The following is a 25581-nucleotide window of genomic DNA, read 5'->3' as shown; positions in this document are numbered from 1 at the left end:
CCCGCCTCAGTCCTGCGCGATCGTGACGAGGCAGCCGGGCGGACAACTCACCAGAACAATGGTGGCCCGGTCGACGGCGACGCGGGCCACGGCGCCGCTGCCGTCGTCGGCGGGATCCACCTCGTCGGTGACCGTGAAGTCGGCGTCGCCCGGGGCCGTGGCCGTTACGCTGAACGCCTGCGGACCGCGCAGGATCAGGGTGCGCAGCCCGCCCGGATCGGCGATTCGCAGCTCGCAGCGGCCGTCGACCACCAACTGCCCGGTGGCGTCGGCGCAGTCCGCGGCCACGCCGGCCGGATCGACGGCGCTTCGCCCACCTCCGGCTCGGCCCAGCAGGTCGACAAGTGGATGCCGGGCCGCCGGGTCGCCCCGGTCGTCGCGACCCGCGCCCACCGCCACCGCGAACAGCACCACAAGCAGTACGCCCAGCGCCGCCAGCAGCGCCTTCTGCTGTCCACTCATCGCTCGTCCTCGGGTGCGACCTCGGTGAACCGAAGCAGATCGATGCCGGCGAAGTAGCGGTTCGTGCTCTGCGTCTTGCCGATCACGACCAGAGTGATCTCGTGCGTTCCGGGACCGAGCCGCACCCGACCCACCTCGACCCAGTCGGTGACCTGCACCTTCGGCGTGAACCCGAGGAACGGGGCGCCGACCTGCTGGCCGTCGATCAGGAAGACGGTGTTGGCGTAGTCGAACGAGGTGGTCAGCACGGCGGAGAACTGCCACGTCGCCTCGGCGGGCAGCGCCATCGTCACGGTCACCCGGTCGTTCACCGCACGGCCGAGGAAGAACAGCTGGGCGTCCTGCGACCAGGTCACCTCGCAGCAGTTCTGCTGCGCCTGCACGGTGGCCCCGGAACCCGACGGTGACTCGACCCGGGCCCCGGTCACCAACGTCTCCGCCTCGACGGTCACCACCTGCGCCTGCGGTGGCGGCTCGTCGTCGCGGGCCACCAGGAACACCACCACCGCCGAGACCACCAGGACCAACGCCGCCGCCGCGGCGATCCACGGCCACGGCGTACGCTTCGGCGGCGCCACCGCGCGTACCTCGTAGGTGACCCGGCCACTGGAGCGGGAACTCTCCTCCGGTGCCGTGTTCGCCGAGTACGCGAACCCGGTCATGTCGTAGCGCCGGGGCGGGGTGCCCGGCGGCACGGCCAGGCGGACCAGGAACGACACCGAGCCCTGAGCCGGTACCACGCGCTGTGGCTCGGTGACGGTGAACCACGGCCGTTGGGTGCCCTCGCCGGGTGCCACGTCGAACACCACGGTGTCCGGCGCGAGGCCCGGGTTGGAGACGGTGAAGGTCAGCTCACCGGCGTTGCGGGCGTCCAGGGTGAACTGCTCGGCGGCGGCGACGACGGTCCATTCGGTGGTCATGACGGCTCCTCGGGAGCGGAATCGGCGGAGGCGGGAGCGGACGGTGCGACGACGGGCGACGGCACGCTGGCCCGGCCGACCACCCGCTCGGCCGGGGCGTCGGCGACCGTCACCTCGGCGGTGACGGCGGCCGGCTTCTCCGCCGCCACGATCCGGTCGACCAGGGCCAACTGGTCGGCGGCGGCCGTGGGCACCCGGACGATCAGGTGAAACGGCCGCTCGGCCGGCTCGTCGAGGACGAACCCGGTGACTCCGGTGGCCAACTCCAGGGCGGTACGCAGACCGTCCGGGGTACCCCGCCAGGCGGCCAGCGCGGCACCGTGCGTCACCAGATCACGAAGCCGATTCAGCGGCAGCGGCAGCGGAACGTCCCGCCGAGGCGCGGTGACCACGTGGTCCATCGCCACCCATCGGGCCAGGTACGCCACCATCGGTGCCGGTGCCCGGTACGGCGCGAAGAGTGCGTCGACCTCGGCCAGTACCGCCTCGTCCGGGGCGTGCAGCGCCTCCATCACGTCCAGCAGCGCACCCAGCACGCTGCCCGGCCCGGCCGCCCGCTGATAGGCCGCGGGCAGCAGCCGCTCAATTGCCGCTCGTCGCATCCTGCCGCACCACCTCGATGTCGTGCTCGCCGGAGCAGAGCAGCCAGGTGTCCGGGACGGTCACCACGTCGGCGGTGGCCTGGTTGGCGCTGGCCGACCACTCCGTCGCGTCGCCGCTGCGGTGCACGCCACGTTCCCCACCGGCCAGCACCAGACGGTCCGTCGCGCCGGTCGCGGCGACCGCGTCCACCGGCATGAACCGGGTCCGGTCGCGCAGCGGCAGCCCGCAGTTGACCGACACCGACGTCCACTGCGGCTGCGCGGACAGGGTGTCCAGCCGGAGCACCCCGCCGCTCTGCGTCGCGGCCAGGGCGAGCGGACCGCTGAAGGCGAGATCCCGGCAGGTGCCGCCGAGCCAGCCCGCCGACAGCGCCTGCCACTTCACGTCGGATTCGAACAGCCGGGCGCGGAAGCAGCCCTGGCCGGGTCGCTTCGGGTCCGGTTCACCGGTGCCGCTCCACAGCAGGGTGGCCGGTCCGTCGTACTGCACGGCGAGCACCCGGTTGTCGACGTTGGCCAGACCCACGTGGCTGAAGCTGCCGGGGCGGCCGGCGTTGCCGGACAGGTACACCCCGAAACCGGCCTGGGCGGCCACCGCCACCCCGGCCGCGCCGCGCTCGGAGACGAACGCCCGCACCGCGTAGAAGCCCCGGTCGGCGTCGGCGGGGTCGACCAGGATCTGCAACGGCACCGCACCGGGCAGCAGGGACACCTCGTACAGGCCGGTGTCGGTGGCGAGCAGCAGCGCGCCCGCGCCGTCCCGGTCGATCCAGGCCAGGTCACCGACCCGCGAGTCCAGGTCGGCCAGCAGCGACCAGGTCTCACCCAGATCCGTGCTCAGGTGCACCCGGGAGCCGCCGTCGCTGCGTACGGTCGCCACCGCCACCGAACCGGCCCGGGGCACGATGCCCGGTCGCACCGGCGCGGGTGCCGGCACCACCCGCTGCACGGTCTCCCCATCGTCGAAGCGTCCCGCCGGCTCCCAACCGGCTCCCGCGTTGGTGGAGCGGAACAGCACCGCCCCACTGCCGGCGTACCAGGTGCGCGGCTGGTACTGGTCGGCCGCGAGGGTACGCACCTGGCTGTCCGGTGCCTCGTCGACCTCGAACCGAACCGACTCGACGTAGCGCACCCCCGGCTCGGCCTGCTCCAGCAGGCGGTACACGTTCGACGCGCGCAGTGGCTCGCCGAACGCCCACCCGGTCGGGTTGAGCGTGGTCGGCAGCGGACTGAGCGTCTGGTGCAGGCGGTCGTGGATGCGCCGGCGTACCGCGTCGACGTCCTCCTCCCGGCGGACCACCACCCGGGCCCGGATCGACACCGCCTTGTACCGCGCCCAGGTGGCCCGGCAGGCGGTCCCCAGCGAACGGCGGCGCTCCAGGTCCGCCTCGACCCGCAACCGGACCTCCTCGACCTCGTGTTCGCCCAGTACCGCCACCGGCAGTTGGCCACCGGGCCGGGCGCCGTCCGGCACGTGCGGCACCAGGACCACCTCCACCTCACCGGGGCGGGCGAAGCTGTAGACGGCGGCCCGGGTGAAGGCACGGGCGCGGCTCACTCCGCTGGCGGCGGTGGCCAGCACCTCGAAGTCCCGGGCGGTCACCGCGCGCTGCTGGGCGAAGAAGGCGTACGGCCCGCGCAGCAGCACCGACTCCATGGTCTCCAGCTCCCGCCCACCGGCCGCCGGCATGGGGTTGACCACCTTCACCCCCGGCAGCGGGTCACGCAGGCTGGTCAGGGTGCCGGCGGCCACGTTGCCGGCCGGTCCGCCGCCCGCGCGGTACCACAGCCGAACCTGCCGGCCCGCCGGTGGCACCGCCGTGACCGGGCCCTCGCCGGCGGACAGCGTCCCGCCGTCGGCGGCCCGCAGGTCCAACGCCGGTGCGAAGGTCACCGTGCCGGAGCAGCGGTCCACCAGGTACGCCTTGTCCTGCGGGCCGAGGCCGGCGAAGCTGTCCACCGCCCGCCAGATCTCGAAGGTGCGCCCGTCGTGTTCCCGCGCCGCGGCGCCCAGCTCCACCGAACCGGTCGGCACCTCGACGCCGAGCAGCAGGTCCAGCGGTTCGGCGGTACGCGCCAGCGGCGCCCGCCCGGCGCGCAGCACCTGCCCCGGCTGCCCGGTGCCGACGCCGAGCAGTTCCGCCTCCACCGGCTCGCAGTGGTGCATCCGGACGGTCACCTCCCGCTGCCCGGCGGCGAGCAGCGCCGGCTCGCAGGTGACGAAGACCACCGGCCGTGGGTCGGCCCCCCGAGCGGCGGCCACCCGGGTACCGGCGGGGATCCGCAACGGGCTCTCGTCGCCGCCGGTGCGGGTGAACCGGACGTCGGCCCAGGCCGCCGTCGGTGGGTGTCGGGTCACCCCGAGCAGGTTGAGGAAGGAGACGTACGCCTTCTCCGGCAACTGGTTCAGCCGGTAGATCATCACTTCGGTGAGGTGTGCGAACGCCTCCAGCAGCGCGACACCGGGGTCGTGCGCGGACAGGTCGGTCCACCCGGGGCAGGACTGCCGGATCCGGTCCCGGGCCTCGGTGACCAGGTCGAGGAAGCTCCGGTCGTCCAGGTGTGGCACGGGCAGCGTCATCGTGCCTCCTCGGTGTCCGGGTCGGTGCCGGTGGTCGGCCCGACGGGCGGGTCGTCGTCGGCCGGCAGCAGGTCGACCGAGAAGACCAGCTGACCGGGGGTGAGGCTGGCCCGGATCCGGTAGTCCAGCCGGATCACCAGCCGCCACGGATCGTCGGGATCCGGTCCGGCGTCGACGTCGAGCACGTCGATGCGGTGCTCCCAGCGGGCGATGGCCGCCCGGACGTAGTGGATGGCCAGCCCGGCGGTGGTGTCGTCGTTCGGCGCGAAGACCAGCCGGTGCAGGCGGGAGCCGTACCCGGGTCGCATCAGCCGCTCGCCCGGGGTGGTCGACAGCAGCAGGAACAGCGCCTGGCGTACCGTCTCGTCGCCGTCGGTCATCGCCAGGCCGCCGGCCGCGGTCAACCCGAGCCCACCGCCCTGACCCGGGTCGAAGCCGGCACCGACGAACCGGATCGCCCTCACGTGTCGGCCCCCACGAAACGCTGCCGGGGATCGCGTACCCGGTAGGTGAACTGGCCGGGCGGACTGCCGTTGGTGAACCCGGACAGGTGCGACAGCACGATCCGCCGGCCGCCGACGCGCACCCAGTCGCTGTAGCCGGCCCGCACCGCCTCGGTGCCGGTGCACGGCTTGACCGTGGCGCCGTAGTTCGGACAGGCGACGATCTCCCGTCCCTTCGGGTCGTCGGCCACCAGCACCGGCACGCCGGTCACCGTGACCCAGCCCTGGGACGCCCGGTTGCGGACCCGGCCGTCGTGGCTGCACCTGATCACCGAGTCGCGGTGGATCCAGCGCATCAGCTGCCTCCTTCGTGGTGGGCGCGGGCGAGCACCCGGGCCTGCTCGGCGGCGGTCTCCGGGTCCTCGACGGTCTCGGCGTGCAGGAAGTCGACGCTGCGGGCCCGGACGACCATCGCCCGGCCCGGCGCGGACAGCACCAGATCGGTGGCGGCGTGCAGGGTGGCCAGCTGCGGGGTCAGTTCCAGCCAACTGCCGGCTTCGGTGCTCAGCCGCAGGCTGCGCGCCACGTCGTCGACGACCACCTGCTGACCACCGGCGGTACGCAGCGACCAGCGCCGGGCCCGCCCGTCGTCGATCCCGGTGTCGTACGGCTCGACGGTGCCGAACAGCGAGCCGAGCACCACACCGGACGCCGGCTCGCCACCGGGCAGCGCCACCAGCACGCTGTCCTGCGGGTCGGGCAACGCGACGAGCCCCTTGCCCCGGCCGGCTCCCGGGCACAGCACCGCCAGCCAGCCGGCGTCCGCCCCGCCGTACGCGGGCAGCTCCACCCGTACCCGGCCCAGACCGTCGGGGTCGGTGACGTCGGTGACGGTGCCGAGGGTGACCACCGCCGGTGCCGGCGACCCGGTGCGCGGCGGCGGTGGCGGCATGGTGGAGAAGCGGCTCAGGTGACCGTTCGCGTCGACGGTGTGCACCACCTCCGTCAGCACGTACGTGCCGGCCACCGGCTCGGCCACCCCGGTCAGCCGGATCCGCCGGCCGGGCCGCAGCGCGGGCGTGCCCTCGGCGGTACCGTCGGCGGTGACCAGCGCGGCGGCCCGGGTGTCGAGCCGCGCCTGGGCCAGCGCGGCGATCTCGTCGTCGCTGCGCCCCGGCTGGTCCAGGGCGGTACGCGGGCCGTCCGCGCCGACCTCGGCCGGATCGGGATCCGCCGGGGTGCGGCGCCCGCAGCGGGGGTTGCCCACCCGCTGGACGATCGGTTCGGCCCGCTGCGGATGCCAGCCCAGCACCGCGCTCTCCCCGGCGGCGCTGTCGGCGTTCACCGACAACCGCAGGCCGTGCACGTCGCGGCCCAACTCCAGGGCGGTCGGCTCGCCGTAGCCGTCCAGGGTGACCAGTCGCAGCACGTCACCGTCGAGGCTCAGGTGCAGCCCGGCGCGTCCGGTCACCTCGACGAGCAGGTCCAGGTCGTTGGGCCGGTGGTGCGGCAGCCGGTCCAGGCGCGGGCCGTCGACCTCCGCCTCGACCCGCAATCCCAGGTCGGCGCAGAGTTCCGTGGCCAACTCGGCGGCGGTTACCGACTCGAAGACCCGGATGCGTTGCCGCTTGCGCAGCCGGTGCAGCAGGTCGTAGCCGCGTACCCGCAGCGTGGCCCCGCCGTCGGCGGCGTACTCGACCTCGACGGCGGTGACCTCCCCGGTGAACAGCGCCTCCGGTTGCCCGTCGAGGCGGACGTCCAGGCTCGCGCCGATCTGCACCGGCCCGGTCAGCGCGGCGGTGCCGGGCCCGGCGCGCAGCGTGGCCTCGCACTGGGTGGGCAGGTTCAGGCGGGCGGCCACCCGCACCGAGGTGACCCGGCCGGTCACCGCGTCGGGCAGCGGTCTGCCGCCGAGCAGCACGGTCAGCGCCCGGGGCGCGGCGGCGGTCACGACCCGGTTCCCGAGGAGTCGAGGGCGCTCGCCCCCGCCGGTGCGGTGCCGGGCAGCGGCGGTACGGCGAGCGCGGTGCCGGCGGGCACGGCCAGCGGGTCGGTGATCCGGTTGTGCTCGGCCAGCAGCCGCCAGCGCAGGGGAGAGCCCAGCGCGTCGTGGGCGAGCAGGTCGAAGCGTACGCCCGAGGTGTCGGCGGTGGTGCCGTCGCCGGCGGCCACCACGGCCGTGCCCGGGGCTACGGTGGGGGTCTGTGCGGCGGACAGTTCCTCGGCGAAGCCCTCCTCGGCGCGGCGGGCGTCCTCGGCCACCCGGACCAGCTTGAGTCGCAGCCAGGAGCGGCGCGGGGAGCCGGTGGCGGTGAATGCGTCGAAGCGCTCCGCCACCGCGACGATCACACCGGGCACGTTCCAGGTCTTGCCCCAGACCATCCGCACCAGCGGCGGCCGCAGCCAGCCGTGTTCCACCGCCGAGTTCTCCGCCAGCATCCACAGTGGTCGGGTGAGCGCCCGCACGTCGGTGGGCTGGACCTGCCCCTCGGCGAAGTCGATGTCGAAGAGCAGGTCCAGCACGAGTTCGGTGCGCCCACCGCCGGTGAAGAGCAGCGGGTCGTCGGCCAGCCCGGCGCCGGTGAGCTGGCCGTCGGCGCCACCCCGCTGCCGCACCCCGGCGAGGCGGGTCACCTGCACGGTCTCCGGGTTGAGCAGACAGTCGATCCGCTCGCCGCTGTCGATGAGGAAGGCCACCCGCTGCATCAGCCACCCGCCTGTTCCCCGTCGAGCCGCCGCGTCCGGTGCTCGTCGCCGTCGGCCGGTCCGGAAACCGACCACAGTGCCCGGTCGTCGGGCAGGGCTGGCCACGGGTCGGGCCCGACGCGCGTCGAATCCAGTTCCGGCCACCGCACGTCCGCGTCCACCGACCAGCGTCCGTCGCCGGTGGGTAGCCCGCTGCCGGGCCAGCGTCCGTCGCCGGTGGACGATCCGGCGGGGAACCAGCGTCGGTCGCCGGGCCGGATCGTTCGTCCCGCCCCGCCGTCGCCGCCCGGCAGGTCGGGGCCGGCCGTCTGCTGCCGCCCGGGGACCAACCGGAGCGCCGCGCGGTGCCCCGGGACGGCCCCGGCCGAGGTCGGCTCGGGATCGTTCAGCGGTCCGGCCGCCCATCGGTGCGGCCCGGCAGACTGCCGGCTGGCCACGTCGGCGGGCCGGTCAGCCGGGACGGTGCGCCGGCCCGCCGGGTCGGCAGGCCGGCCCGTTGGATCGGGGTGTCGGGGTGTCGGTGCGGGCGGAAGCGCCTGGTCCCCGGTGGTGCCCTGGTTCGTCGCCGTCGATCTTCCCGCCGGCTGGGCGGGGCGGCGACCCGCCGTTGACGCTGCGGCCCCGCCGGGGCCAACCGTCGCGGCTGTCGCCGCTGGTGCCTGGTCCGCCTTTCGGCTCCATTGCCGGCGGATCCCGCCCGACCGGTCGGATCCGCCCGGTCCGCCCGGTCCGCCGGTCTCGACCGGCCCCGTCTGCTCGGCCGTCGCCGGAGCGGGCCGGGACATCCCCCTGCGGCCCCTTTGCTCTGCTTCAACCTGCGCACTTGTCGACGTCCGGATACCGGACGGCGGGTGATGCGTGGAGTGAAGCAGAGCAAAGGGCGTGGGGGAGTGGGGTTCCGGTGCCGGTCCGGACGTCGGGAAGGCTGCCGTCGAGCGGGGGTGCACGTCGGTGGCCGGGGCGGGCTCGGCAGTGGTGTCGGGACGCTGGGCGTAGCCGGCCGCGCCGAGCGACGTTGCAGGTCGGTGCTCCGGGCCCTCGGCACCACCCCCGCCCGGCGGGCCGGCGGGATCGACGTCCGGCCGGCCGTCGCCGCCCGGTTCGTGGTGGCCCGGCTCATGGTGGTACGCATCGGCCGGCGCCGACCCGGCGTCCGGCGACGGGTCGAGGGCCAGGTCCCGCAGCAGGCCAGGAGCGTGGGCGGTGACGACCCGCAGCCAGTGCTCGGGCGGCTGCCCCGGTCGCCGGGGCCGACGATCGACGTGGCTCGGGGCGGTCGCGACCGCGTGAGCCGGCGGGGTGGGGGAGTCGAGCGCGCCGGCGAGGCGGTCCACGGTGGCCGCCGCGGAGCGCAGCCGGTCGGCGAGCCAGTTACGCGGGCGTCGGCGCGGCACCGCCGGCCTCCAGTTCCAGGCTCTCGTAGCGCAGCGTCAGTGCCGCGATGGCGATCTCCTGCCCGAGCGTGTTCAGGTGGGCGCCGCGCCAGTTGGTCGGCCATGCGTTGATCAGGTTCCAGCGCAGCACCTCCGCCGTGCCGGCGGCGTCGAGCAGGACCACCGAGACGTTGCGGCGGCTGACCGTGCCCCGGGCCACGGCATGTACCCAGTCCCACAGCTCCCGCGACGCGGTGAGGCCGAAGTGCAGGGTGACCGGTCCGTACTCCACCTGGCCCGGGACCATCCGGATCCGGTCGTTGCCCTGCTCCCGGTAGGGCACCGCCGGGATGTTCACCTCCAGGCCGCTGACCTCGGTGAAGTGGCCGTTCGTCACCCCGTTCACCAGCAGCTTGAAGTTGTAGGCCCGGTACGGGTCGACCGGGGTGCCCGGCTGTGGGGTGGCCGTGGTCGGCATGTCAGCCTCCAATCGTCTCGGTCTCGGTGCCGCCGGCCCACTGGCTCAGCTTGAACACCACGAACTCCGCGGGCTTGACCACGGCGATGCCGATGTGGGCGACCACCATCCCCGCGTCGCGGACGTCGGCCGGGTTGGTCTCCTCGTCGCACTTGACGAAGAACGCCTCCTCGGGCGTGCGTCCCAGCAGCGCCCCGTCACGCCACACCCGGGTGAGGAAGGCACCGATGTCGCGACGGATGGACCGCCACAGGGTGTAGTCGTTCGGCTCGAACACCATCCACCGGGTGCCGTTGGCGATGGCCTGCTCGATGGCGATGGAGAGCCGCCGGACGTTGAGGTAGCGCCACTCGCTGGCCTCCGCGGCGAGGGTACGGGCGCCCCAGACCCGGATGCCCTCACCGGGGAAGTACCGGATCACGTTGACGCCCCGGGGGTTGAGTACGTCGTGCTCGGCCCGGGTGACCAGGTGACCCAGGTCGACCGCGCCGCGTACCGGCTCGTTGGCGGGTGCCTTGTGCACGCCGCGCAGGGCGTCGGTGCGGGCCCAGATGCCCGCGACGTGCCCGCTCGGCGGAGTGAGTACCAGCTCGCCGTCGAGCGGGTCGCGGACCCGCAACCACGGGTAGTAGAGCGCACCGAAATCCGACTGCCGGGGTCGGTGCGCAACCGGACCGCCCCCGCCCCCGGACCCGGCGGCGGCGTCCGGATCGCTGGTGTCGCTCGGCTTCGCCGCGCGGCCCGAACCAGGTGTGGCCACCCGGGTGAGGGTGGAGATGTCGTCGATGTCGGGTGCCGGGTCGCAGATTGCGACCATGGTGCGAGTGCGCTCGGCCATGCTCAGCAGCGCCTCGTGGGAGACCGCGTCTTGGAAGCCGGGAGCGGCCAGGATGGCGATCTCGTCGACCGCCTCCAGCAGGTCCAGACCGGCGCGCTTGCGGCCGGTGCCGGAGATGGCGCCGCCCTCGCCGACGTTCACCACCCAGCAGCGGGTGCCACCGTTGTCCAGGAAGCCGAAGACGGCGCGGGCCAGCGGTGTGCTCTCCAACTGGTCGCCGTCGGCGTACAGGCGGAGGAAATCGGTCCAGTTGTTCACCGCGAGGGCCTCGCCGAGATGGGCGGTGCGGTCCGGCGCGACGCCGACGAAGGCCGCCGTGCTGGTGCCGACCGGTCCGATCGGCCGGGCACCACTGGGCACCTCCTCGACGTAGATGCCGGGCGAGAAGTAGGTGGGCATCGGTTCCTCCCGTGCAGGTCGGGTCGGCGGATCAGGGCGTCGGCGGCGCGCAGACGATGACGATGTCGGGTTCGGTCGGGTCGACCTCGGCGGTGAGCACCTGTCCCCGGCCGGTGAGCCGGAGCCGGACCGGTGCCGGCCGCTCCGGGTCGTGGGGGACGCCGACGACCCGGAAGCGGCCCGCCGGGTCGGTCTGCGTCGCGTACGGCTGGCCGACGACCTCGACCCGCATCGCCGCGAGGGGCTGCTCGGCCGGACCGACGACGCGCCCGTCGAAGGACACCATCTCCAGCTGCCGCAGGCGCAGCGGTCGCAGCACCGGTGCGGCGGGCCGGGCCGGGTGGGTGACCTGCACCGGCACGTCGATGAGCACCGCCGGCCGGGGCGGCGTCCCGAAGGCCGCCCACAGCGCCGGGTCGCCGGCCTCCAGCACCAGCGTGCGCCCGTCCGCCGCCGCGCTGGCCGCGACGAGCACCCGGTCCAGGGTGGCCAGGGACTCCGGTCCGCCCGCGGCCAGCAGGTAACGCACCGTGAACCGGTACGGTTCGGGGCCGCTGCCGCTGCCCCGGGTCTGCCGGGCGGGCCGGATTTCCAGTGGCCACAGCGTCAACCGGCTCGGTTCGGCGTCGGGTCGGGGCGGGCCGACCGGGACGGTGTCCCCCACCGTCCCGGCCAGCCACGCCACCACCTCGGCGGTGGCCGTGCAGATCGGACCGTCGTCGGTCATCGCGGCGGCGTCCCCTGGATCCGGTACGCGATGGCCTCGTTCCACACGTGCGGGTAGACGCCGATCTCGAAGTACCGGGTGAAGCGGTTGATCGGCGCGCCGGTGTGGTCGTGGTACAGCAGCCAGACCGGTGCGATGGTGAACAGCACGTAGTTCGCCACGACCAGCGGGATGTACAGCGGGCCGAGCAGCCGGGCTTGGAAGATGTGCACGTCCTCGTGCCGCTGGATGCCGGGACCGGAGCCGGCGCAGACCGTGCCGAGCGTGGTGGCGTAGCGGGGGGAGACCCCCTCGACCACGTTCACCCGGCAGCTGTGCCGGGTGGTGGCCCGGTCGAGTGAGTGCCCGAACACCAGGTGCAGAGCCAGGTAGATCGCGCCGACGAGGGTGTTCAGCAGGCTCCAGGTGTGATCCACGACGAAGAGGAACACACCGCGCGGGCTGACCGCGTAGACCTCCGCCGCGGCGACCGCCCAGCCGAAGACCGCGCCGACGAGCAGGCCGATGCCCGCGCCGACGAGCAGCCCGACGCCGCCACCGAGGAGTTGGCCGAGTACGGCGCCCGCCGCGACGTGCACGGCGGCGCTGAGGATTCCGAAGACCATCTCCGGCTCCCCTCAGGCCCAGGAGCGGATGAACCGCGGTTCGTTGCCCTGCGCCAGTTGGATCGGCGTGGCCTGCCGGTTGCCCGGCGGCAACTGGTTGATGCCCAGCGCGGCGGAGAAGATGACCAGGCCGTTGAAGAACGCGATGATCCACTTTTCGGGGCCCGCGTCGGTGGCGAAGGCCGCGGTGAGGTACGACAGCGCGAGTGCGATGCCCAGTGCGATCCACTTGCGGGCCTTGTCGGCGTTGGGGCCGATGAGTCCGCCGATGACGTTCGTGGCGAGCAGCGTCGCGGCACTGGCGCCGGTGAGGCTGCCCAGGGCCGCCCAGGTGAAGAGATCGTTCATTGCCGATCCCCCTTCGGTGTTGCGTACTGCCGGGTGGGGTGTGGGTGAGCTGCCGTCCTCGACGGGCGGCGGCAGGCCGGTCGTCAGCCGGCGTCCGGCGGACCGGGATTCGTGACGGCCGGCGTCACCGGTGTGGATCCGCCGACCGGAGGCGTGCCGCTCCCGGGCGGCGAACCGCCGGTGCGGGAGCGGCGGAGCAGGAACGCGACCAACACCGCGACGAGCAGCAGTACCACGGTGCCGGCGACGACCAGCAGCCAGGGGAAGCCGCCGCCGGAGTCCGCTCCGGCCGCCGGAGACGGTCGCGGCGGCGCCTCGGCGACGGCGCGCAGCTCGGCGGGCTTCTGCTCGTTGCGATTGACCCGCCAGGTGACGGTCCGGTCGTTGACCTGACCACCGGTGCTGGCGTCCAGGACGCGGCCGGGAAAGGTCACCGCTATCTCGAACGACATCAACAACATGAATCGTTCTTGATTTTTGGGGTCCTGTTCGGCCACTTTTCCGCCGTACTTCTTCGGGTCCAGCGGAAGGGTGAACACGTACCGGTCGTCGGTGCGGACGATGCTCAGACTTTCGCTGTCGAATTCGCTCAACGGAACGTTCCGATAGTCGATCAGAGATCCGAAGTGGGTGTCGTCCTCGTATCGGGTCTCCGGTCCGGCGGGTAGCGCCGGTATGTTCTGCCGCAACTCGGCGAAGCCCGCCTCGACCGGCCTGTTGTTCAAGGTCAGGACGTTCCGCTCGGCCGTGAGCAGAAGTTGTCCGCTGACCGTGTCGTCGGCGTTGACGGTCAGCCCGGCATTGAGCTGCATACAGCCGGAAAGGGCCGCCACCAGCACGAGACACGCCGCGCCGCGGAGTGCCCTGAAGCGCCTGAGCCCCGAATTCATGGGCCCAGTGTGTGCTCTCGCCGGCCGAGTCATCAGTCAGCGATCAGTCACATGCCAGTCGCCGATCTTACCGGCATCCCGTCACATTCGGCCGAGGTCGCGAACCGGGAAAATCGATATCCTGAAGGGTTGGTCGCAATTACTTGATCGGGTGGTGGCGGCTCTGACGTCAGGCGGGTCGGGGCGGATGCCAGTCGGCGTGTTTGGCCATGCCCCGCAGCGCCGCCCGGCTCGGCGTGAGGCGCAGCATTGCGTTTCGTGCCGCGATGGCCACCGGGTGTCGCAGTTCCTGTCCGAACCGGGCGGTACGGGCGGCCGCGCGGGCGATGGCCTGGCTGCGGGGCCGGCGCACCCGGTCGTACGCGCGCAGCGCCGCCGGCACGTCGACCGCCGGACCGGCCACCGCGCCCAGCGTGACCGCGTCCTCGATCGCCTGGCAGGCGCCCTGCCCCAGGTGCGGAGTCATGGCGTGCGCCGCGTCACCGAGCAGGGCCACCCGGCCGCGCACGTACCGGGGTAGCGGCGTGGCCAGGTGGTACAGGTCGTTGCGCAGCACCTCGTCGGGTCGGGTCGCGGCGAGCAGCGCCGGTACCGGGTCGTGCCAGTGGCCGAAGCGTTCGCGTACCTCGGCCAGTTCGTCGCCGGCCTGCCCGCCGGCCGGGGCGCAGGTCGCGGCGTACCAGTAGACCTGTCCGTCGCCGAGCGGGACCATGCCGAACTCGCTGCCCGGCCCCCAGCTGACCGCCGCGGGGACCGGCCCGTCGAAGGCGATCGCCGCCCGCCAGGCGGTGGAGCCCGAGTACACCGGTGGCGGACTGTCCGGCCAGAGCCGGGTACGCAGCGCGCTGCGCAACCCGTCGGCGCCGACCACCAGGTCGGCGGACATCTCGGCCGACGCGCCGCCGCGCTCATAGCGCACCGTGCCGCTGGCCGGGTCGGCGTCGGACACCGCGCAACCGGTCCACAGCACCTCGGCCGGCAACGCCTCGCGTAGCACCCGGTGCAGGGCACCCCGGTGCACGCCGAGCGCCGTGGTGCCGAGCACGCGCTCCAGCTCGGCCGCGTCCACCCGGGACAGCCAGTGCCCGTCCCAGGTGCGCAGCCCGCCGGTGGCGCCGTCGCGCCCCAGCCGGCGCACCTCGCCGCCGAGGCCGAGGGCGTCCAGTCCGCGTACCGCGTTCGCCATCAGGGTGATGCCCGCGCCGACCTCACGCGGCTCGGGGGCCCGCTCCAGCACGGTGACCCGCCAGCCTCGCCGGTGCAGGGCGAGCGCGGCGGCCAGCCCGCCGATGCCCGCACCGGCCACGACCGCATGCCTCTCGGTCACGGCGACCGCCTTTCTACGCCTGTAGAAAGGCATACTACATCCGTAGAACGGCGGAGGGGGAACCGGTTGGGCGGGCGGGCGGAGCGGGTGGCGGTACTGGCCGACGCCGCCATCGGGCTGATCGCCGAAAGCGGCATGCGGGGACTGACCCACCGGGCGGTGGACGGGCGTGCCGGGATGCCGGCCGGGACCACCTCGGCGTACCTGCGCACCCGGCAGGCGCTGATCGAGGCGGTGGTGCGGCGTCTCGCGGACCTGGACCGCGTCGACATCGCCGGCCACGAGTTACCCCCCGGGACGCCGCCGACGCCGCCGGGACGGCCGCTGTCCCCGGCGGACCTCGACCGGCTCGCCGCCGGCATCGCCGGAGTGCTCGACCACTGGCTCTCCGGCGCCCGGACGCGCACCCTGGCCCGGTACGCCTGCCTGCTGGAGGCGGTGCATCGACCGCAGTTGCGGACGATCCTGGAACACGGGGCGGTGCTGCGGGCCCAGGCCGAGGATCTGCTCGCCCGCGCGGGTGCCCCGGACCCCCGACGCCGGGGTCATCGGTTCGTCGCCTTCGTCGACGGCCTGCTGTTCGACCGGCTCGTCGGCGCCGGGGCGCTGAGCGCGCCGCCACCCGGCACCCCGGCCAGCCGCGCCGATCTCACCGAGGCGGTACGCGACCTGCTGCGTGCCCTCGTCGACTGAGGGGACGACTGGCGGAACTCAGGCGCTGCCGCGTACCACAAGCGCCGAGGGAAAGACGGTCGTCTCCGGTGCCGTGCGTTGCTCGAGCACCATCGTCGCGGCCGCGGTGATGATCTGTCGTACCGGGTGACTGGCCGTGGTGAGCGCCACCGTGGCGGCCAGTGGGATGTCGTCGAACCCGGTCACCGCGACATCGTCGGGCACCCGGATGCCGTCGGCTCGCAGCCGGCCGATCACGCCGAGCGCGGTCGCGTCGCTGATCCCGACGATCGCGTCGGTGTCCGGCCAGCGTCGCAGCACCTCCCGAGCGGCGGCGTACCCCCGGGTCGCGCTGAAGTCGCCGACCACCTCCCGGGTCGGCAGGCCGGCGTCGTGCATGACCGTCCGGTACGCCCGCACCGAGCGGTTGGCGCAGGCCAGCCAGCGCGGGCCGGTGACCATGGCGATCCGTCGGCGGCCGGTGTCGTGCAGGTGACGGACGATCGCCGTGGTGCCGCCGCCGTTGTCGATGTCCACCGACGGCACCGTGGCCGAACCGATCCCGATCGACACGGCCCGGCCGGCCAGCCGGCGCGGCACCAGGTCCAGCAGTGCCGGCGTCGTGTTGAGCAGGACCAGGCCGGCCACGCCCCGGTCGTCGGTCAACCGGGTCAGCCACTCCGGTGCGCCCAAGGGCACCCACTGCACCGCGACGCCCAGACCGTGCGGCGTGCAGGCCCGGGCCACCGCGGCGACGGCCTGGTCGACGTAGGGGTCGTCGAGGACCGCCGGGTCGGCGCCGGCCACCGCGATCAGCAGCCGTACGCCGGAGCCGTGCACCAGGGCCCGGGCCGCCGAGTTCGGCACGTAGCCGAGCAGGTCCACGGCGGTGCGTACCCGTGCGCGGGCGGTCGGTGAGGCGAAGCCGTTACCGGCGAGGACCCGGGACGCCGTCGAGCGGGACACCCCGGCGACCCGGGCCACGTCGTCCAGGGTCGCCGGGCGGTGCGCTGCGGTCGTCATTGGCGTTCTCCCCGTTGTCGCTCCCGCCCACCTGGGCGCCCAACAGCATCATGCCGTGCCCGACGGCCACTGGTAAGGACCGGCGACGGATTGTGGTGGTAGCGCTCCCAGGTGTGTGATCGTCGTACTGCTCCGAGGAGAGGACCGGAACGTACGTGGACCCCGCCGTCACCACCCCCGCCACCCCGCCGGCCAGCCCCGGCCCGTCGGGCGCCGTGCTGGCCGCCCGTAACGGTGTCGCGGTCGTGTTCGCGCTCAACGGACTGGCCGTCGCCACCTGGTTCGCCCGGGTACCGGCGGTCCGCGACGGCCTCGGCCTCAGCCCGGGCCGTCTCGGCCTGCTCCTGCTCGCCCTGTCCCTCGGGGCGATCCTCGCCATGCCCACCGCCGGCCTGGTCGCCCAGCGCCTCGGCGCGGCGCGCGCGGTGGCGGCGTCCACCGTGCTGGTCGCGCTCGGGCTGACCATCACCGGAGTCTCGGCGGGCGTCGCCGGCTGGCTGCCCGGAGTGGCGGTGGGCCTGTTCGCGCTCGGCTACGGCTCGGGCACCTGCGACGTCGCGATGAACGTCGAGGGTGCGGCGGTCGAACGGCGGCTCGGCTGGACGGTGATGCCCCGCTTCCACGCCGCCTGGAGCCTCGGCTCGGTGGCCGGCGCGGGCGTCGGCGCGGGCGCCGCCCGCCTGGGCGTCCCGGTCGCAGTGCACCTTGCGGTGCTGGCCGCCCTGGTGCTCGGCGGCACCCTGCTCGGGGCGCGCGCGTTCCTGCCGGCCGAGCCGGCGGCGGCCGGCACCCCGGCCGGCCGCCGCAGTCGGCTGCTGGCCGCCTGGCGGGAGCCCCGCACCCTGCTCATCGGTCTGCTGGTGCTGGCGGCGGCGTTCGCCGAGGGCAGCGCCAACGACTGGCTCGCGGTCGCCTTCATCGACGGCTACGGCTTCAGCGAGGCGGCCGGCGCGGCGGTCTTCGGCGTGTTCGTGGTCGGCATGACGCTGGGCCGAACGGTCGGCACGGTGGCACTGGACCGTTGGGGGCGGGGGCCGGTGCTGACCACGACCATCCTGCTCGCCGCCGTCGGCGCCGGTCTGGCGGTGCTCGCCGGTTCCGGTCCGGTCGCGGTGGTCGGCGTCGCGCTGTGGGGGATCGGTGCCTCGCTCGGCTTCCCGGTGGGGATGAGCGCCGCCGCCGACGAGGAGGAGCACGCACACGTACGGGTCAGCGTGGTCGCGGTGATCGGTTACACGGCGTTCCTGGCCGGGCCGCCGCTGCTGGGCCTGCTCGGTGACCAGGTGGGCACGCTGCGGGCGCTGCTGGTCGTACCGCTGCTCCTGCTGCCGACCCTCCTGCTGGTCCCGGCGGCCCGCCCGCCCGACGCCGGCGGCACGGGGGCGCCGGCGCGGGCGGGCTCGGGGCAGCCGGATGCGTAGCGGGCCGGTGGCCGGGCCGCCGTCGACCGGCTCACCGCGACGGGGGATTCTCACCCGGCTCACAGGGATCTGCCAGGTGACGGTGCTGCACTGGGAGTCACGCCGAGGAGAGGAGCCGGGCATGGGCTGGTTCAGCCGGCGGTCACGAGCCGCGCAGGGCACCCCGACGAAACTCGACCGCGAGGCCACCCCCGAGGACCTCGCCGCGCTGGAGCGGTTCGCCACCAGCCGGCAGGGGGTGGAGTTCTACCTGGAACCGGAGACCACCGCCACCGACACCACGGTGATGGCCATCGCCCACGACGGGGAGTGGATCCGCCGCCGCACCGGCACGCCGCGCGCCGCCGGCGCCCTGGCCCGCAAACACGCCATCCCGCTCTACGAGGCCAACAAGGTCGGATATCCGGACCGGATGCGCGCCTGGAACCGGGCCCATCCGGAGCGTCGCGCCCGCTGAGCCGACCGGGCTGCCGACCGACTCAGCCGGTGATCGCCGCCCGGGCATCGTCGAGGGTCAACGGTGGGCTGTGACTGGAGACGTACCAGCCGATGTCGTCGTCGAGCAGCCGCCCGACCAGCGCGAGGTCCGGTTCGTCCGCCGGCGTACGCAGGTGCGCCGGCGGCGGATACCAGCTGTCCCCGAGCAGCATGACCCCCGAATCGGGCACCACCACGATTGTGGAGTCCGGGGCGTGCCGGCCGCCGACGTGGCGTACCAGCACGCCGGTGGGCAACTTCACCTCATCGGTGAAGACGCGCGTCGGCGGCAGGATCCGCAACTCGTCCCAGGAGTCGACGGCGAGCGCGCGGGCCCGGAAACTCGGCCCGAGCCGCCGGTTGCGCAGCACCTCCTCGCGCAGGTACCGGACGCTCCACGGCCGGGCCGCCTCGGCGCGCAGCAGCTCCGCACCGCTGGCATGGCCGACGATCTGCACGTCCGGCCAGGCGCAGGCGCCCCAGACGTGGTCCCAGTGATGATGGGTGTAGACCAGCCAGCGGGGAGCCGGTAGACCGGCGGCCCGTAGCGCCGCCTGAAGCTCACGTGCGTGCGACGGGCTCTGGCCGGCGTCCACCAGGACACTGCCCCGCTCGTCGGCGATCACCGCGACGCCCGCCTGCACCAGGTCCGGATCAGGATCCCCCGGACAGAGCCACACCCGACCCACAAGATGCTCGAACGCCACCACCATCACCGCACCCTAGCTCCCACCCCTGCGTGGCGATCGTGCAGCCGTGGCACCTGAGGGCCGTGCGGTGCCAGGAGATCGGGGGTGTCCACTCCGGGCTGTGCCCGGTCGGGTAGAGCACGCCAGTTACTGGCGGGCTTTCCTGTCCAGCCTTGTTGCCAAGCTTTTGCAACTACGAGAGAATGGCGGGGCGATGATCGGATCGGGTCGGACCGGACAGACGGTCCGGCTCGGTCGCGCTCGGTCGGCACACCCCGCCGAACCGAGCGACCCGGGACGCCGTCGTCGAACCTGGGCCGGGAGCCGCCCCCGCTCGGGAAAGCCCGCGCGTAGGTGCGCCGACCTGTGCTGCCATGATTTTCGTGAGCGAGGGCGAGGCGCCCGGCCGGAACGGACTGGACACCAGGTGGAATCACAGCGCACCGCCGCACACGAGATGTTCGACGCCGACGTGGCCTCCAACCGGCTCGGCATCGAGCTGATCAGCGCCACCGACGGCAACGCGGTGGCCCGCATGCGGATCACCGACGGCATGGTCAACGGACACCGCATCGCGCACGGCGGTTTCGTCTTCCTGCTGGCCGACACCGCGTTCGCACTGGCCTGCAACAGCCACGGCCCGGCCACCGTCGCCGCCGGAGCCGACATCACCTTCGTCCGCCCGGCCCGGCAGGGGGATCTGCTGGTCGCCCGGGCCAGCGAGCGCACCCGGTACGGCCGCAGCGGCATCTACGACGTCACCGTGTGCCGGGCGGACGGGGAGGTGGTCGCGGAGTTTCGCGGACAGAGCCGGACGCTGCGCCCGGCAGCCGATCCCGGCGGTGGCGCACCGGAACCGGTGGAGCCGGACCGGGCGCCGGCAGCCGAACAGCACCGCTGAGCCGGCCGCCCGGTACGGCACCCGCGCGCGTCGATCCATGGTCGGCGCCGGGGTCGGGCAGGATGTCCCGATGGGACATGTGGTGCTCTTCCACTCCGTGTACGGGCTGCGACCAGCGGTGCTGGCGGCCGCCGACCGGCTGCGCGCCGCCGGTCACCAGGTGCACGCGCCCGACCTGTACGGCGTACCCGCCGTGGACTCCGTGGCGGAGGGCTTCGCGTTGTTGGCGCGGATCGGCCAGCAGGCCGTTCTGGACCGGGCACGCGCGGCGCTCGACGGACTGCCGCCCGACACCGTGCTCGCCGGTTTCTCGATGGGTGCCGGGGTCGCCGGTGCGCTGCTTGCCGAACGACCGGACACCGGCGGACTGCTGCTGTTGCACGGCACCGGAGGGTCTCCGGCGGCGGTCCGTCCCGGCCTCCGGGTGCAGCTGCACCTGGCCGACCCGGATGCCTACGACCCACCCGACGAGGTCGACACGTGGCAGCGGGAGATGACCGCGGCCGGGGCCGATCTCGTGGCACACCGGTATCCCGGGGCGGGACACCTCTTCACCGACCCGAGCGTCGCCGACCATGACCCGGTCGCCGCCGCGCTGACCTGGGACCGGGTCATGGCCTTCCTCGCCCGGCGCTGACCTGGCGATCCGGGGCCGACAACCGGCGTGCGGGATGGGACCGCGGGTCAGTGCCGGCACTGGTGCCGAGCGCGTCGGAGGCGGCTCCCGGTGGTGCGTCACGGGGGTCGCCGACGCGATGCCGGCCGCGCGGTCCGGGTCGAGATGGTCCGCACCCGCCGCGCTCGTCGGGGTGCCTCGCGCCGCCCGCCGGGCGAAGGCGGCCCGCACGGCTCGGGGCAGCCGGGCACGGGCGACCTGCCGCACCACCGGATCGGCCACCTCGTAGCCGCCGGCCGGCCGAGTGAGCAGCAGGCCGTCGCGGGTCAGGGTGGCCAGCTCCGCCGCCGCCCGGGCATCCGGCCAGACAAGGACGGCGGCCAGTTCCGCCACGGTGCGGCCCGGCAGGAGCGCGGCGGCCATCAGGACCGCACGCGCACCGCCGCCGAGACGGTCCAGCCGGGCCTCGACGACCCGCCGGACACACTCCGGTACGGGTAGCGCTCGGGGGGTGCCGTCCGCCGCGAACCGGCCCGGCCGAGCGACCCCGGCCAGCGCGGTGAGCATGCGGACGTAGGCCACCGCACGGCCGGGGTTGCCACCGGTCACGGCGATCAGCCGGGGCACCAACCCGGTCGGTTGACCGGCCCGGCGCAGCAGTCGGCGCAGGAGCCGGGCGGTGCTGATGGTGTCGAGCGGTGACAGGCGCACCCGGGCCTCCCGGCGAGCGGCAGTGCCCCGCTCCCGAGTACCGGTCGCGACCAGCACCAGTGGCAGGTCACGTTCGTCGGCCAGGTCGACGAGCGTGGCCAGGTGGCGGCGCAGCGCCGGTGCGGCACGGTCGAGATCGTCGACGGCGACCACCACCGGTTGCCGTCGCGCCAGGCTCAGCAACACCTCCCACCAGTACGGCACCGCGCGCGCCTGGGCGACCGTCATCCCTAACAGGTCGTCCACTGTGGCCAGCGCGGGCGTCAGCAGGTCGGCCGGCACCAGCGACGTCAGGGCGGCGGCGAGCCGGCCGCGTACCGTCTCGGGGTCGTCGGTGACGCGGGCCCGGGCCAGCCCGCGGACCAGGTCCGCCACCGGCTGCAGCGGTGCCTCCGGGTAGGGCGGGCAGGCCGTGGGACACCAACGTACCGGGACCCCGTCCAGCGTGCGGGTGGTCCGCACCAGTTCCCGCAACAGGCTGCTGCGCCCGCTGCCGGGCGGACCGAGCAGCAGCACCCGGCGGTCGCCGCGCCCGCGCACCGCCTCGGCGAGGTGCTCGCCGGCGACGGCCAACTCCCGTCGGCGGCCGAGCAGGGCACCCACGTGTCGTGGCGGTCGGGGAGGCTCGGTGCCGGTGGCATGCCAGACGTCGACCGGCAGCGCCTTGCCGACGACGGCCACCGCCGGGACCGGGCGCTGTGCGATCAGCCCGGCGACGGCCCGATGGGTGGCCGGGCAGAGCGCCACCCCACCGGGCGGGGCGTGTTCCTGCAGCCGGGCGGCGAGGGTGATGACCGCACCGCTGGCGACGCCGTGCCCGCCGTCGTGGCTGGTGGTCAGGTCGACCACGGCCTCGCCGGTGGCGACGCCGACCCGGACCCGCAGTCCCGGTGCCGGGGCCAGCGGGAGGCCGTCGAGTGCCCGCTGGATCTCCAGCCCGGCGCGCACCGCCCGATACGCGTCCCATCCGTCCGCGTGGCGTGCGCCGAACAGAGCCATCACGGCGTCGCCGACGTACTTCTCCACCGCGCCGTTCCACCGTCGCAGCACCCGGGCGACGCTGCCGAAGTAGGCCCGTTGCAGGGCGCGGACGTCCTCCGGGTCGAGCCGGTCGACCAATCGGGTCGACCCGACGATGTCGACGAAGAGGACCGTGACGGTCCGCCGCTCCTCCGCCACGGGCCACCGCACTCGCCCGACGGTGGCCTGACCAGCGACAACAGAACTGGGCATGGAGATCGCACCTGCCTCACCCCCCGTGCGCGCCGACGATGTCCGGAGCCTGTCACCGCTGGTCCGACGGCGGATCTGCAGAACGACGTATGTCGGCCGGACGCAACCTTTGGTCGCAATGTCGACGCGATGAGTAGGACAGACGCGAGGCACCTGTAGAACGGGGGCGGAACCTGTGACTAGGCTGCGAGCCATGGCCAGCGACGTGGACACCACACCGCTCGTGGGTCGCGACGACCTGGTGGCGACGGTACGATCCGCGCTGCTCGACGACGTGGCGCCGGGACACACGGCGGCGGTGTTCCTGACCGGTGAGAGCGGCGTGGGCAAGACCCGCCTGCTGCGCGAGGTCGCCGACCGACTGGGCCACGGGGGTGCCCTGGTGCTCACCGGGTCCTGTCTGGACATCGGTGACGCCTCCCCGCTGCACCCGCTGCGACAGGCGCTGCGCCGCCTCGACGCCGACCTCGCCCCGCCGGCCGCGGCGTCCGTCCGCGCGCTGCTCGGGGTGTTCGCCGAGGACCGGGCCGGCCCGGACGGCGCGGGTGCGTTGCTGGAGCGGGTGTCCCGGGGGCTGAATGTGATCGCCGGTGACCGCCCGCTGGTGCTGGTGCTCGACGACCTTCAGTGGGTCGACCGGACGACCCGGCAACTTCTGCTGTATCTGCTCGCCGGCCTCGGTGACCTGCAACTGTCGGTGCTGGCGGCGGTGCGGTCGGAGTCGCTGCAGGGAGCGCATCCGCTGCGCCGGGTGCTCACCGAGCTGCGCCGACTGCGTTCGGTGCGGGTGCTCGATCTGGCTCCGCTGGACCGGGCCGGCACCGAGGAACTGGCCACCGCGGTGATGCGTCGGCCACTGGTACCCGAGGCGGCCGAGCAACTGTGGCAGCGCAGCGGCGGCAACCCCTTCGTGGCCGAGGAACTCTCCCGGGAACTGCGCGACGGTCGGGACGGGCTGTCCGACACCCTGCGCGAGGTCTTCCTGGCCCGGGTGGACGCGCTACCGCGACCGGCCCACCGTGCCGTGCACGCCGTCGCCGCGGGAGTCGAACCGGTGGAGCACTGGCTGCTCGCCCGGGTGGTCGAGCTGCCGGAGCACGAGCTGCTCGACGCGGTCCGGGCGGCGGTGTCCCACCGGCTGCTCGTCGGCTCCGCCGACGGCTACCGGCTGCGCCACCGGCTCGTCGCCGAGGTGCTGGAGGACGAACTGCTGCCCGCCGAGCGGGCGGTGCTGCACCGCCGCTACGCCGAGGCGTTGACCTCCGCCCCGGCCGAGCTGCACCAGGCCCGGTTGGCCCATCACTGGCGGCTGGCCGGTGAGCCGGAGCGGGCGCTGCCAGCGGCGGTGGCCGCCGCCGAGGAGGCGGAGCGGCTGTACGGCTACGCCGAGGCGCATCGACACTGGTCGGTGGCGGTGCAGTCGGCCGAGGGGCTGCCCGACGTCGACCGGGCCACGCTGCTCGGGCGGGCGGCCGAGGCGGCGCACCACTGTGGTGAGTACGCGCGTGCGTTGGCCCTGCTCGAAGAACTGGCCGGCGCCGACACCGACCTCCCGGCCTGCGAGCTGCACATCCGGCGGGCCCGCTACCTGGCCGCCGCCGGCCGTTCCGCGCTTGCCGAGGTGGAGTACGAGCAGGCACTCGCCGTCGCCGACTGCACGCCCGGGCAGCGGGCCACCGCCGCCGCCCGGCTGGCGGAGCTGCTGCTGCAACTCGGCCGGTACGCCGAGGCGGGCCGGCGGGCGCGGGAGGCGCTGGCCCTGGCCGAGCAGGTGGAGGGCGCGACCACCGAGGTGGTGCTGGCCAGCGCCGCGCTGGGTTTCTCCGAGGCGTACCGGCAGGATCCGGACGCGGGCCTGGCGGTGTTGCGGCGGGCCCTGGCCACCGCCGAGCGGGCCGGCAGCCCGGAGGCCGTGGCGTTGGCCTACCTGCACCTGGCCGAGCTGCTGACCGGGCCGCTGAACATCCTCGAAGAGGGCGTCGTGGTCGCCCGCCGGGGCGCCGAGCGGGTCGCCGAGCTGGGGCTGGGTCGCTCCTACGAGACCCGGTTGCTGGCCATCGCCACGAACGGACTGTTCCGGGTGGGCCAGTGGGCCGAGGCGGAGAAGGTGGTCGCCTCGGCACTGCGGCACCGTCCCTCCGGCGCGGATGCCGTCGAGTTGCTGCTGGCCCGCTGCCGGCTGTCGGTCGGCTACGGCGACGTCGAGGCGGCCGATCGGGATCTGGACGCGGTGGCGACCATCCTGGCCGGCGGCGGTGCCCGGCACGTCATCCCGCTGCTCACCCTGCGGGCCGGGATGGCGATGTGGCAGGGGCGGCACGACGTGGCCCGGCACGCCGTGCAGCGGGGTCTGACCGAGACCCGTTCCGACGACCTGGTCATCCTCGCGGTGCTGGTCTGGCACGGGTTGCGCGCCGAGGCGGAGGCGCACGCCAGCCGCACCGTCGCCGTCGACGACAACGCGGTGCGCCGGCTGCGCGGGATCGCCGACCGGGTGGCGGAGCGCAGCGAGCGGGCGGCCCGGCCGGTGCGCTACGTGGTCGACGGTTACCTGGCGTTGTGCGCCGCCGAGGTGAGTCGGCTCGACGGGGCGGATCCGGAGCTGTGGGCACGGGCCGCAGCCGAGTGGGACCACCGCAACCATCCGTACCCGGCGGCGTACTCGCGGCTGCGTCAGGCCGAGGCGTTGCTGGCCAGCCGCCGCAAGGCCGCCACCGCCGGGAAGCTGCTGCGCCAGGCGTACCAGATGGCGCAGACGCTGGGGGCGGTGCCGTTGACCGACGAGATCCGTACGCTCGCCGGGCGGGCCCGGGTCGCGCTGGAGGAACGCGGTGCGGTCGGGATCCCGACGCCGGACGGGTCGGGTGGTGACGAACTGGCCGCCCTGACCGCGCGGGAGCGCGAGGTGCTGGCCGCGGTCGCCGAAGGGCTCACCAACAAGGAGATCGGCCAGCGGCTGTTCATCAGCGAGCGGACCATCGGCGTCCACGTGTCGCACATCTTCGACAAGCTCCAGGTGCGTACCCGGGTTCAGGCGAGCGCCATCTTCCTGCGTAGTCGCGCGTAGGTGTCGGATACGTCGTTCTACTGATGTCCGCGTGGCGGACGCCTGAAAGGCTGTGCCCGGTGTCGCAACGGG

23 protein-coding genes and 2 pseudogenes are annotated in these 25581 nt (G+C 74.1%); 6 read left to right on the top strand and 19 right to left on the bottom strand.

Annotation, left to right across the window (positions count from 1 at the left end; translation table 11 throughout):
• Positions 1 to 6 precede the first annotated feature (6 nt).
• From KBX00_RS09895 to KBX00_RS09820, 16 genes are all read right to left on the bottom strand, one after another.
• The gene (locus KBX00_RS09895; RefSeq protein ID WP_210825500.1) at positions 7 to 462 is read right to left on the bottom strand and encodes a hypothetical protein; all 456 of its coding nucleotides are present in this window, start codon (positions 460 to 462) and stop codon (positions 7 to 9) included.
• Positions 459 to 1382: a hypothetical protein gene (locus KBX00_RS09890; protein ID WP_210825498.1), complete on the bottom strand. Its 924-nt coding sequence runs from the start codon at positions 1380 to 1382 to the stop codon at positions 459 to 461. The genes KBX00_RS09895 and KBX00_RS09890 overlap by 4 nt, the downstream gene beginning before the upstream one ends.
• Positions 1379 to 1984 (bottom strand): phage tail protein, encoded by a 606-nt coding sequence (locus tag KBX00_RS09885; RefSeq protein ID WP_210825495.1) that lies wholly within the window; start codon positions 1982 to 1984, stop codon positions 1379 to 1381. Before KBX00_RS09885 ends, KBX00_RS09890 begins: the two co-directional genes overlap by 4 nt.
• Complete coding sequence (locus KBX00_RS09880; RefSeq protein ID WP_210825493.1) at positions 1965 to 4565, bottom strand: putative baseplate assembly protein; 2601 nt, start codon at positions 4563 to 4565, stop codon at positions 1965 to 1967. The genes KBX00_RS09885 and KBX00_RS09880 overlap by 20 nt, the downstream gene beginning before the upstream one ends.
• Entirely contained in the window at positions 4562 to 5029 is a 468-nt protein-coding gene (locus KBX00_RS09875) for a GPW/gp25 family protein (protein WP_210825492.1), read from the bottom strand. Before KBX00_RS09875 ends, KBX00_RS09880 begins: the two co-directional genes overlap by 4 nt.
• The gene (locus KBX00_RS09870; protein ID WP_210825489.1) at positions 5026 to 5364 is read right to left on the bottom strand and encodes a hypothetical protein; all 339 of its coding nucleotides are present in this window, start codon (positions 5362 to 5364) and stop codon (positions 5026 to 5028) included. The genes KBX00_RS09875 and KBX00_RS09870 overlap by 4 nt, the downstream gene beginning before the upstream one ends.
• Positions 5364 to 6959 carry a phage baseplate assembly protein V gene (locus tag KBX00_RS09865; protein WP_210825487.1) on the bottom strand — a complete coding sequence of 532 codons (1596 nt, stop codon included), beginning with the start codon at positions 6957 to 6959 and terminating at the stop codon, positions 5364 to 5366. The genes KBX00_RS09870 and KBX00_RS09865 overlap by 1 nt, the downstream gene beginning before the upstream one ends.
• The gene (locus KBX00_RS09860; RefSeq protein WP_210825486.1) at positions 6956 to 7714 is read right to left on the bottom strand and encodes a hypothetical protein; all 759 of its coding nucleotides are present in this window, start codon (positions 7712 to 7714) and stop codon (positions 6956 to 6958) included. Before KBX00_RS09860 ends, KBX00_RS09865 begins: the two co-directional genes overlap by 4 nt.
• On the bottom strand, positions 7714 to 9108 hold the full coding sequence (locus tag KBX00_RS09855) for a hypothetical protein (protein WP_210825485.1): 1395 nt from the start codon (positions 9106 to 9108) through the stop codon (positions 7714 to 7716). The genes KBX00_RS09860 and KBX00_RS09855 overlap by 1 nt, the downstream gene beginning before the upstream one ends.
• Complete coding sequence (locus KBX00_RS09850) at positions 9086 to 9565, bottom strand: phage tail protein (RefSeq protein ID WP_093402636.1); 480 nt, start codon at positions 9563 to 9565, stop codon at positions 9086 to 9088. The genes KBX00_RS09855 and KBX00_RS09850 overlap by 23 nt, the downstream gene beginning before the upstream one ends.
• 1 nt (position 9566) lies before the next feature.
• The gene (locus tag KBX00_RS09845; RefSeq protein ID WP_210825484.1) at positions 9567 to 10802 is read right to left on the bottom strand and encodes a phage tail sheath subtilisin-like domain-containing protein; all 1236 of its coding nucleotides are present in this window, start codon (positions 10800 to 10802) and stop codon (positions 9567 to 9569) included.
• A 31-nt stretch (positions 10803 to 10833) separates the two neighbouring features.
• On the bottom strand, positions 10834 to 11529 hold the full coding sequence (locus KBX00_RS09840; RefSeq protein WP_210825483.1) for a carboxypeptidase regulatory-like domain-containing protein: 696 nt from the start codon (positions 11527 to 11529) through the stop codon (positions 10834 to 10836).
• Positions 11526 to 12134, bottom strand: a complete 609-nt coding sequence (locus KBX00_RS09835) for a glycine zipper family protein (protein ID WP_210825482.1) — start codon at positions 12132 to 12134, stop codon at positions 11526 to 11528. The genes KBX00_RS09840 and KBX00_RS09835 overlap by 4 nt, the downstream gene beginning before the upstream one ends.
• 12 nt (positions 12135 to 12146) lie before the next feature.
• Positions 12147 to 12482, bottom strand: coding sequence for a hypothetical protein (locus KBX00_RS09830; protein WP_210825481.1), 336 nt, complete (start codon positions 12480 to 12482; stop codon positions 12147 to 12149).
• An 83-nt stretch (positions 12483 to 12565) separates the two neighbouring features.
• Positions 12566 to 13372 (bottom strand): DUF3153 domain-containing protein, encoded by an 807-nt coding sequence (locus KBX00_RS09825; RefSeq protein WP_210825480.1) that lies wholly within the window; start codon positions 13370 to 13372, stop codon positions 12566 to 12568.
• A 169-nt stretch (positions 13373 to 13541) separates the two neighbouring features.
• Positions 13542 to 14699 (bottom strand): FAD-dependent oxidoreductase, encoded by a 1158-nt coding sequence (locus KBX00_RS09820; protein WP_210825477.1) that lies wholly within the window; start codon positions 14697 to 14699, stop codon positions 13542 to 13544.
• Between the two features lie 66 nt (positions 14700 to 14765).
• Between KBX00_RS09820 and KBX00_RS09815 the strand changes: the two genes are divergently transcribed.
• Complete coding sequence (locus tag KBX00_RS09815; protein ID WP_301547649.1) at positions 14766 to 15392, top strand: TetR/AcrR family transcriptional regulator; 627 nt, start codon at positions 14766 to 14768, stop codon at positions 15390 to 15392.
• Between the two features lie 18 nt (positions 15393 to 15410).
• On the opposite strand, the gene KBX00_RS09810 is transcribed toward KBX00_RS09815, so the two are convergent.
• Complete coding sequence (locus tag KBX00_RS09810; protein WP_210825473.1) at positions 15411 to 16394, bottom strand: LacI family DNA-binding transcriptional regulator; 984 nt, start codon at positions 16392 to 16394, stop codon at positions 15411 to 15413.
• Between the two features lie 155 nt (positions 16395 to 16549).
• Here KBX00_RS09810 and KBX00_RS09805 point away from each other — a divergent pair, with 155 nt between their 5' ends.
• A complete protein-coding gene (locus KBX00_RS09805; protein ID WP_210825471.1) occupies positions 16550 to 17815 on the top strand; it encodes an MFS transporter in 1266 nt (421 codons plus the stop codon).
• Positions 17816 to 17936: 121 nt separating this feature from the next.
• Entirely contained in the window at positions 17937 to 18272 is a 336-nt protein-coding gene (locus KBX00_RS09800; RefSeq protein ID WP_210825723.1) for a hypothetical protein, read from the top strand.
• A 22-nt stretch (positions 18273 to 18294) separates the two neighbouring features.
• Here KBX00_RS09800 and KBX00_RS09795 read toward each other — a convergent pair whose 3' ends face one another.
• The gene (locus KBX00_RS09795) at positions 18295 to 19005 is read right to left on the bottom strand and encodes an MBL fold metallo-hydrolase (protein ID WP_210825468.1); all 711 of its coding nucleotides are present in this window, start codon (positions 19003 to 19005) and stop codon (positions 18295 to 18297) included.
• A 433-nt stretch (positions 19006 to 19438) separates the two neighbouring features.
• Here KBX00_RS09795 and paaI point away from each other — a divergent pair.
• Positions 19439 to 19810 (top strand): annotated as a pseudogene (gene paaI, locus KBX00_RS09790) (hydroxyphenylacetyl-CoA thioesterase PaaI); the annotation flags it as partial.
• A 109-nt stretch (positions 19811 to 19919) separates the two neighbouring features.
• On the top strand, positions 19920 to 20519 hold the full coding sequence (locus tag KBX00_RS09785; RefSeq protein ID WP_307868403.1) for a dienelactone hydrolase family protein: 600 nt from the start codon (positions 19920 to 19922) through the stop codon (positions 20517 to 20519).
• Between the two features lie 798 nt (positions 20520 to 21317).
• Here KBX00_RS09785 and KBX00_RS29185 read toward each other — a convergent pair.
• A pseudogene (locus KBX00_RS29185) lies at positions 21318 to 22442 on the bottom strand (AAA family ATPase); the annotation flags it as partial.
• Between the two features lie 193 nt (positions 22443 to 22635).
• On the opposite strand from KBX00_RS29185, the gene KBX00_RS09775 reads away from it, so the two are divergent.
• A complete protein-coding gene (locus tag KBX00_RS09775) occupies positions 22636 to 25509 on the top strand; it encodes a helix-turn-helix transcriptional regulator (protein ID WP_210825466.1) in 2874 nt (957 codons plus the stop codon).
• Positions 25510 to 25581 lie beyond the last annotated feature (72 nt).

The organism is Micromonospora sp. C95 (assembly GCF_018070465.1).
Taxonomy (GTDB): domain Bacteria; phylum Actinomycetota; class Actinomycetes; order Mycobacteriales; family Micromonosporaceae; genus Micromonospora.
The sequence above is the reverse complement of the archived record's forward strand: the minus strand, read 5'-3'. Positions and strand labels throughout refer to the sequence as shown.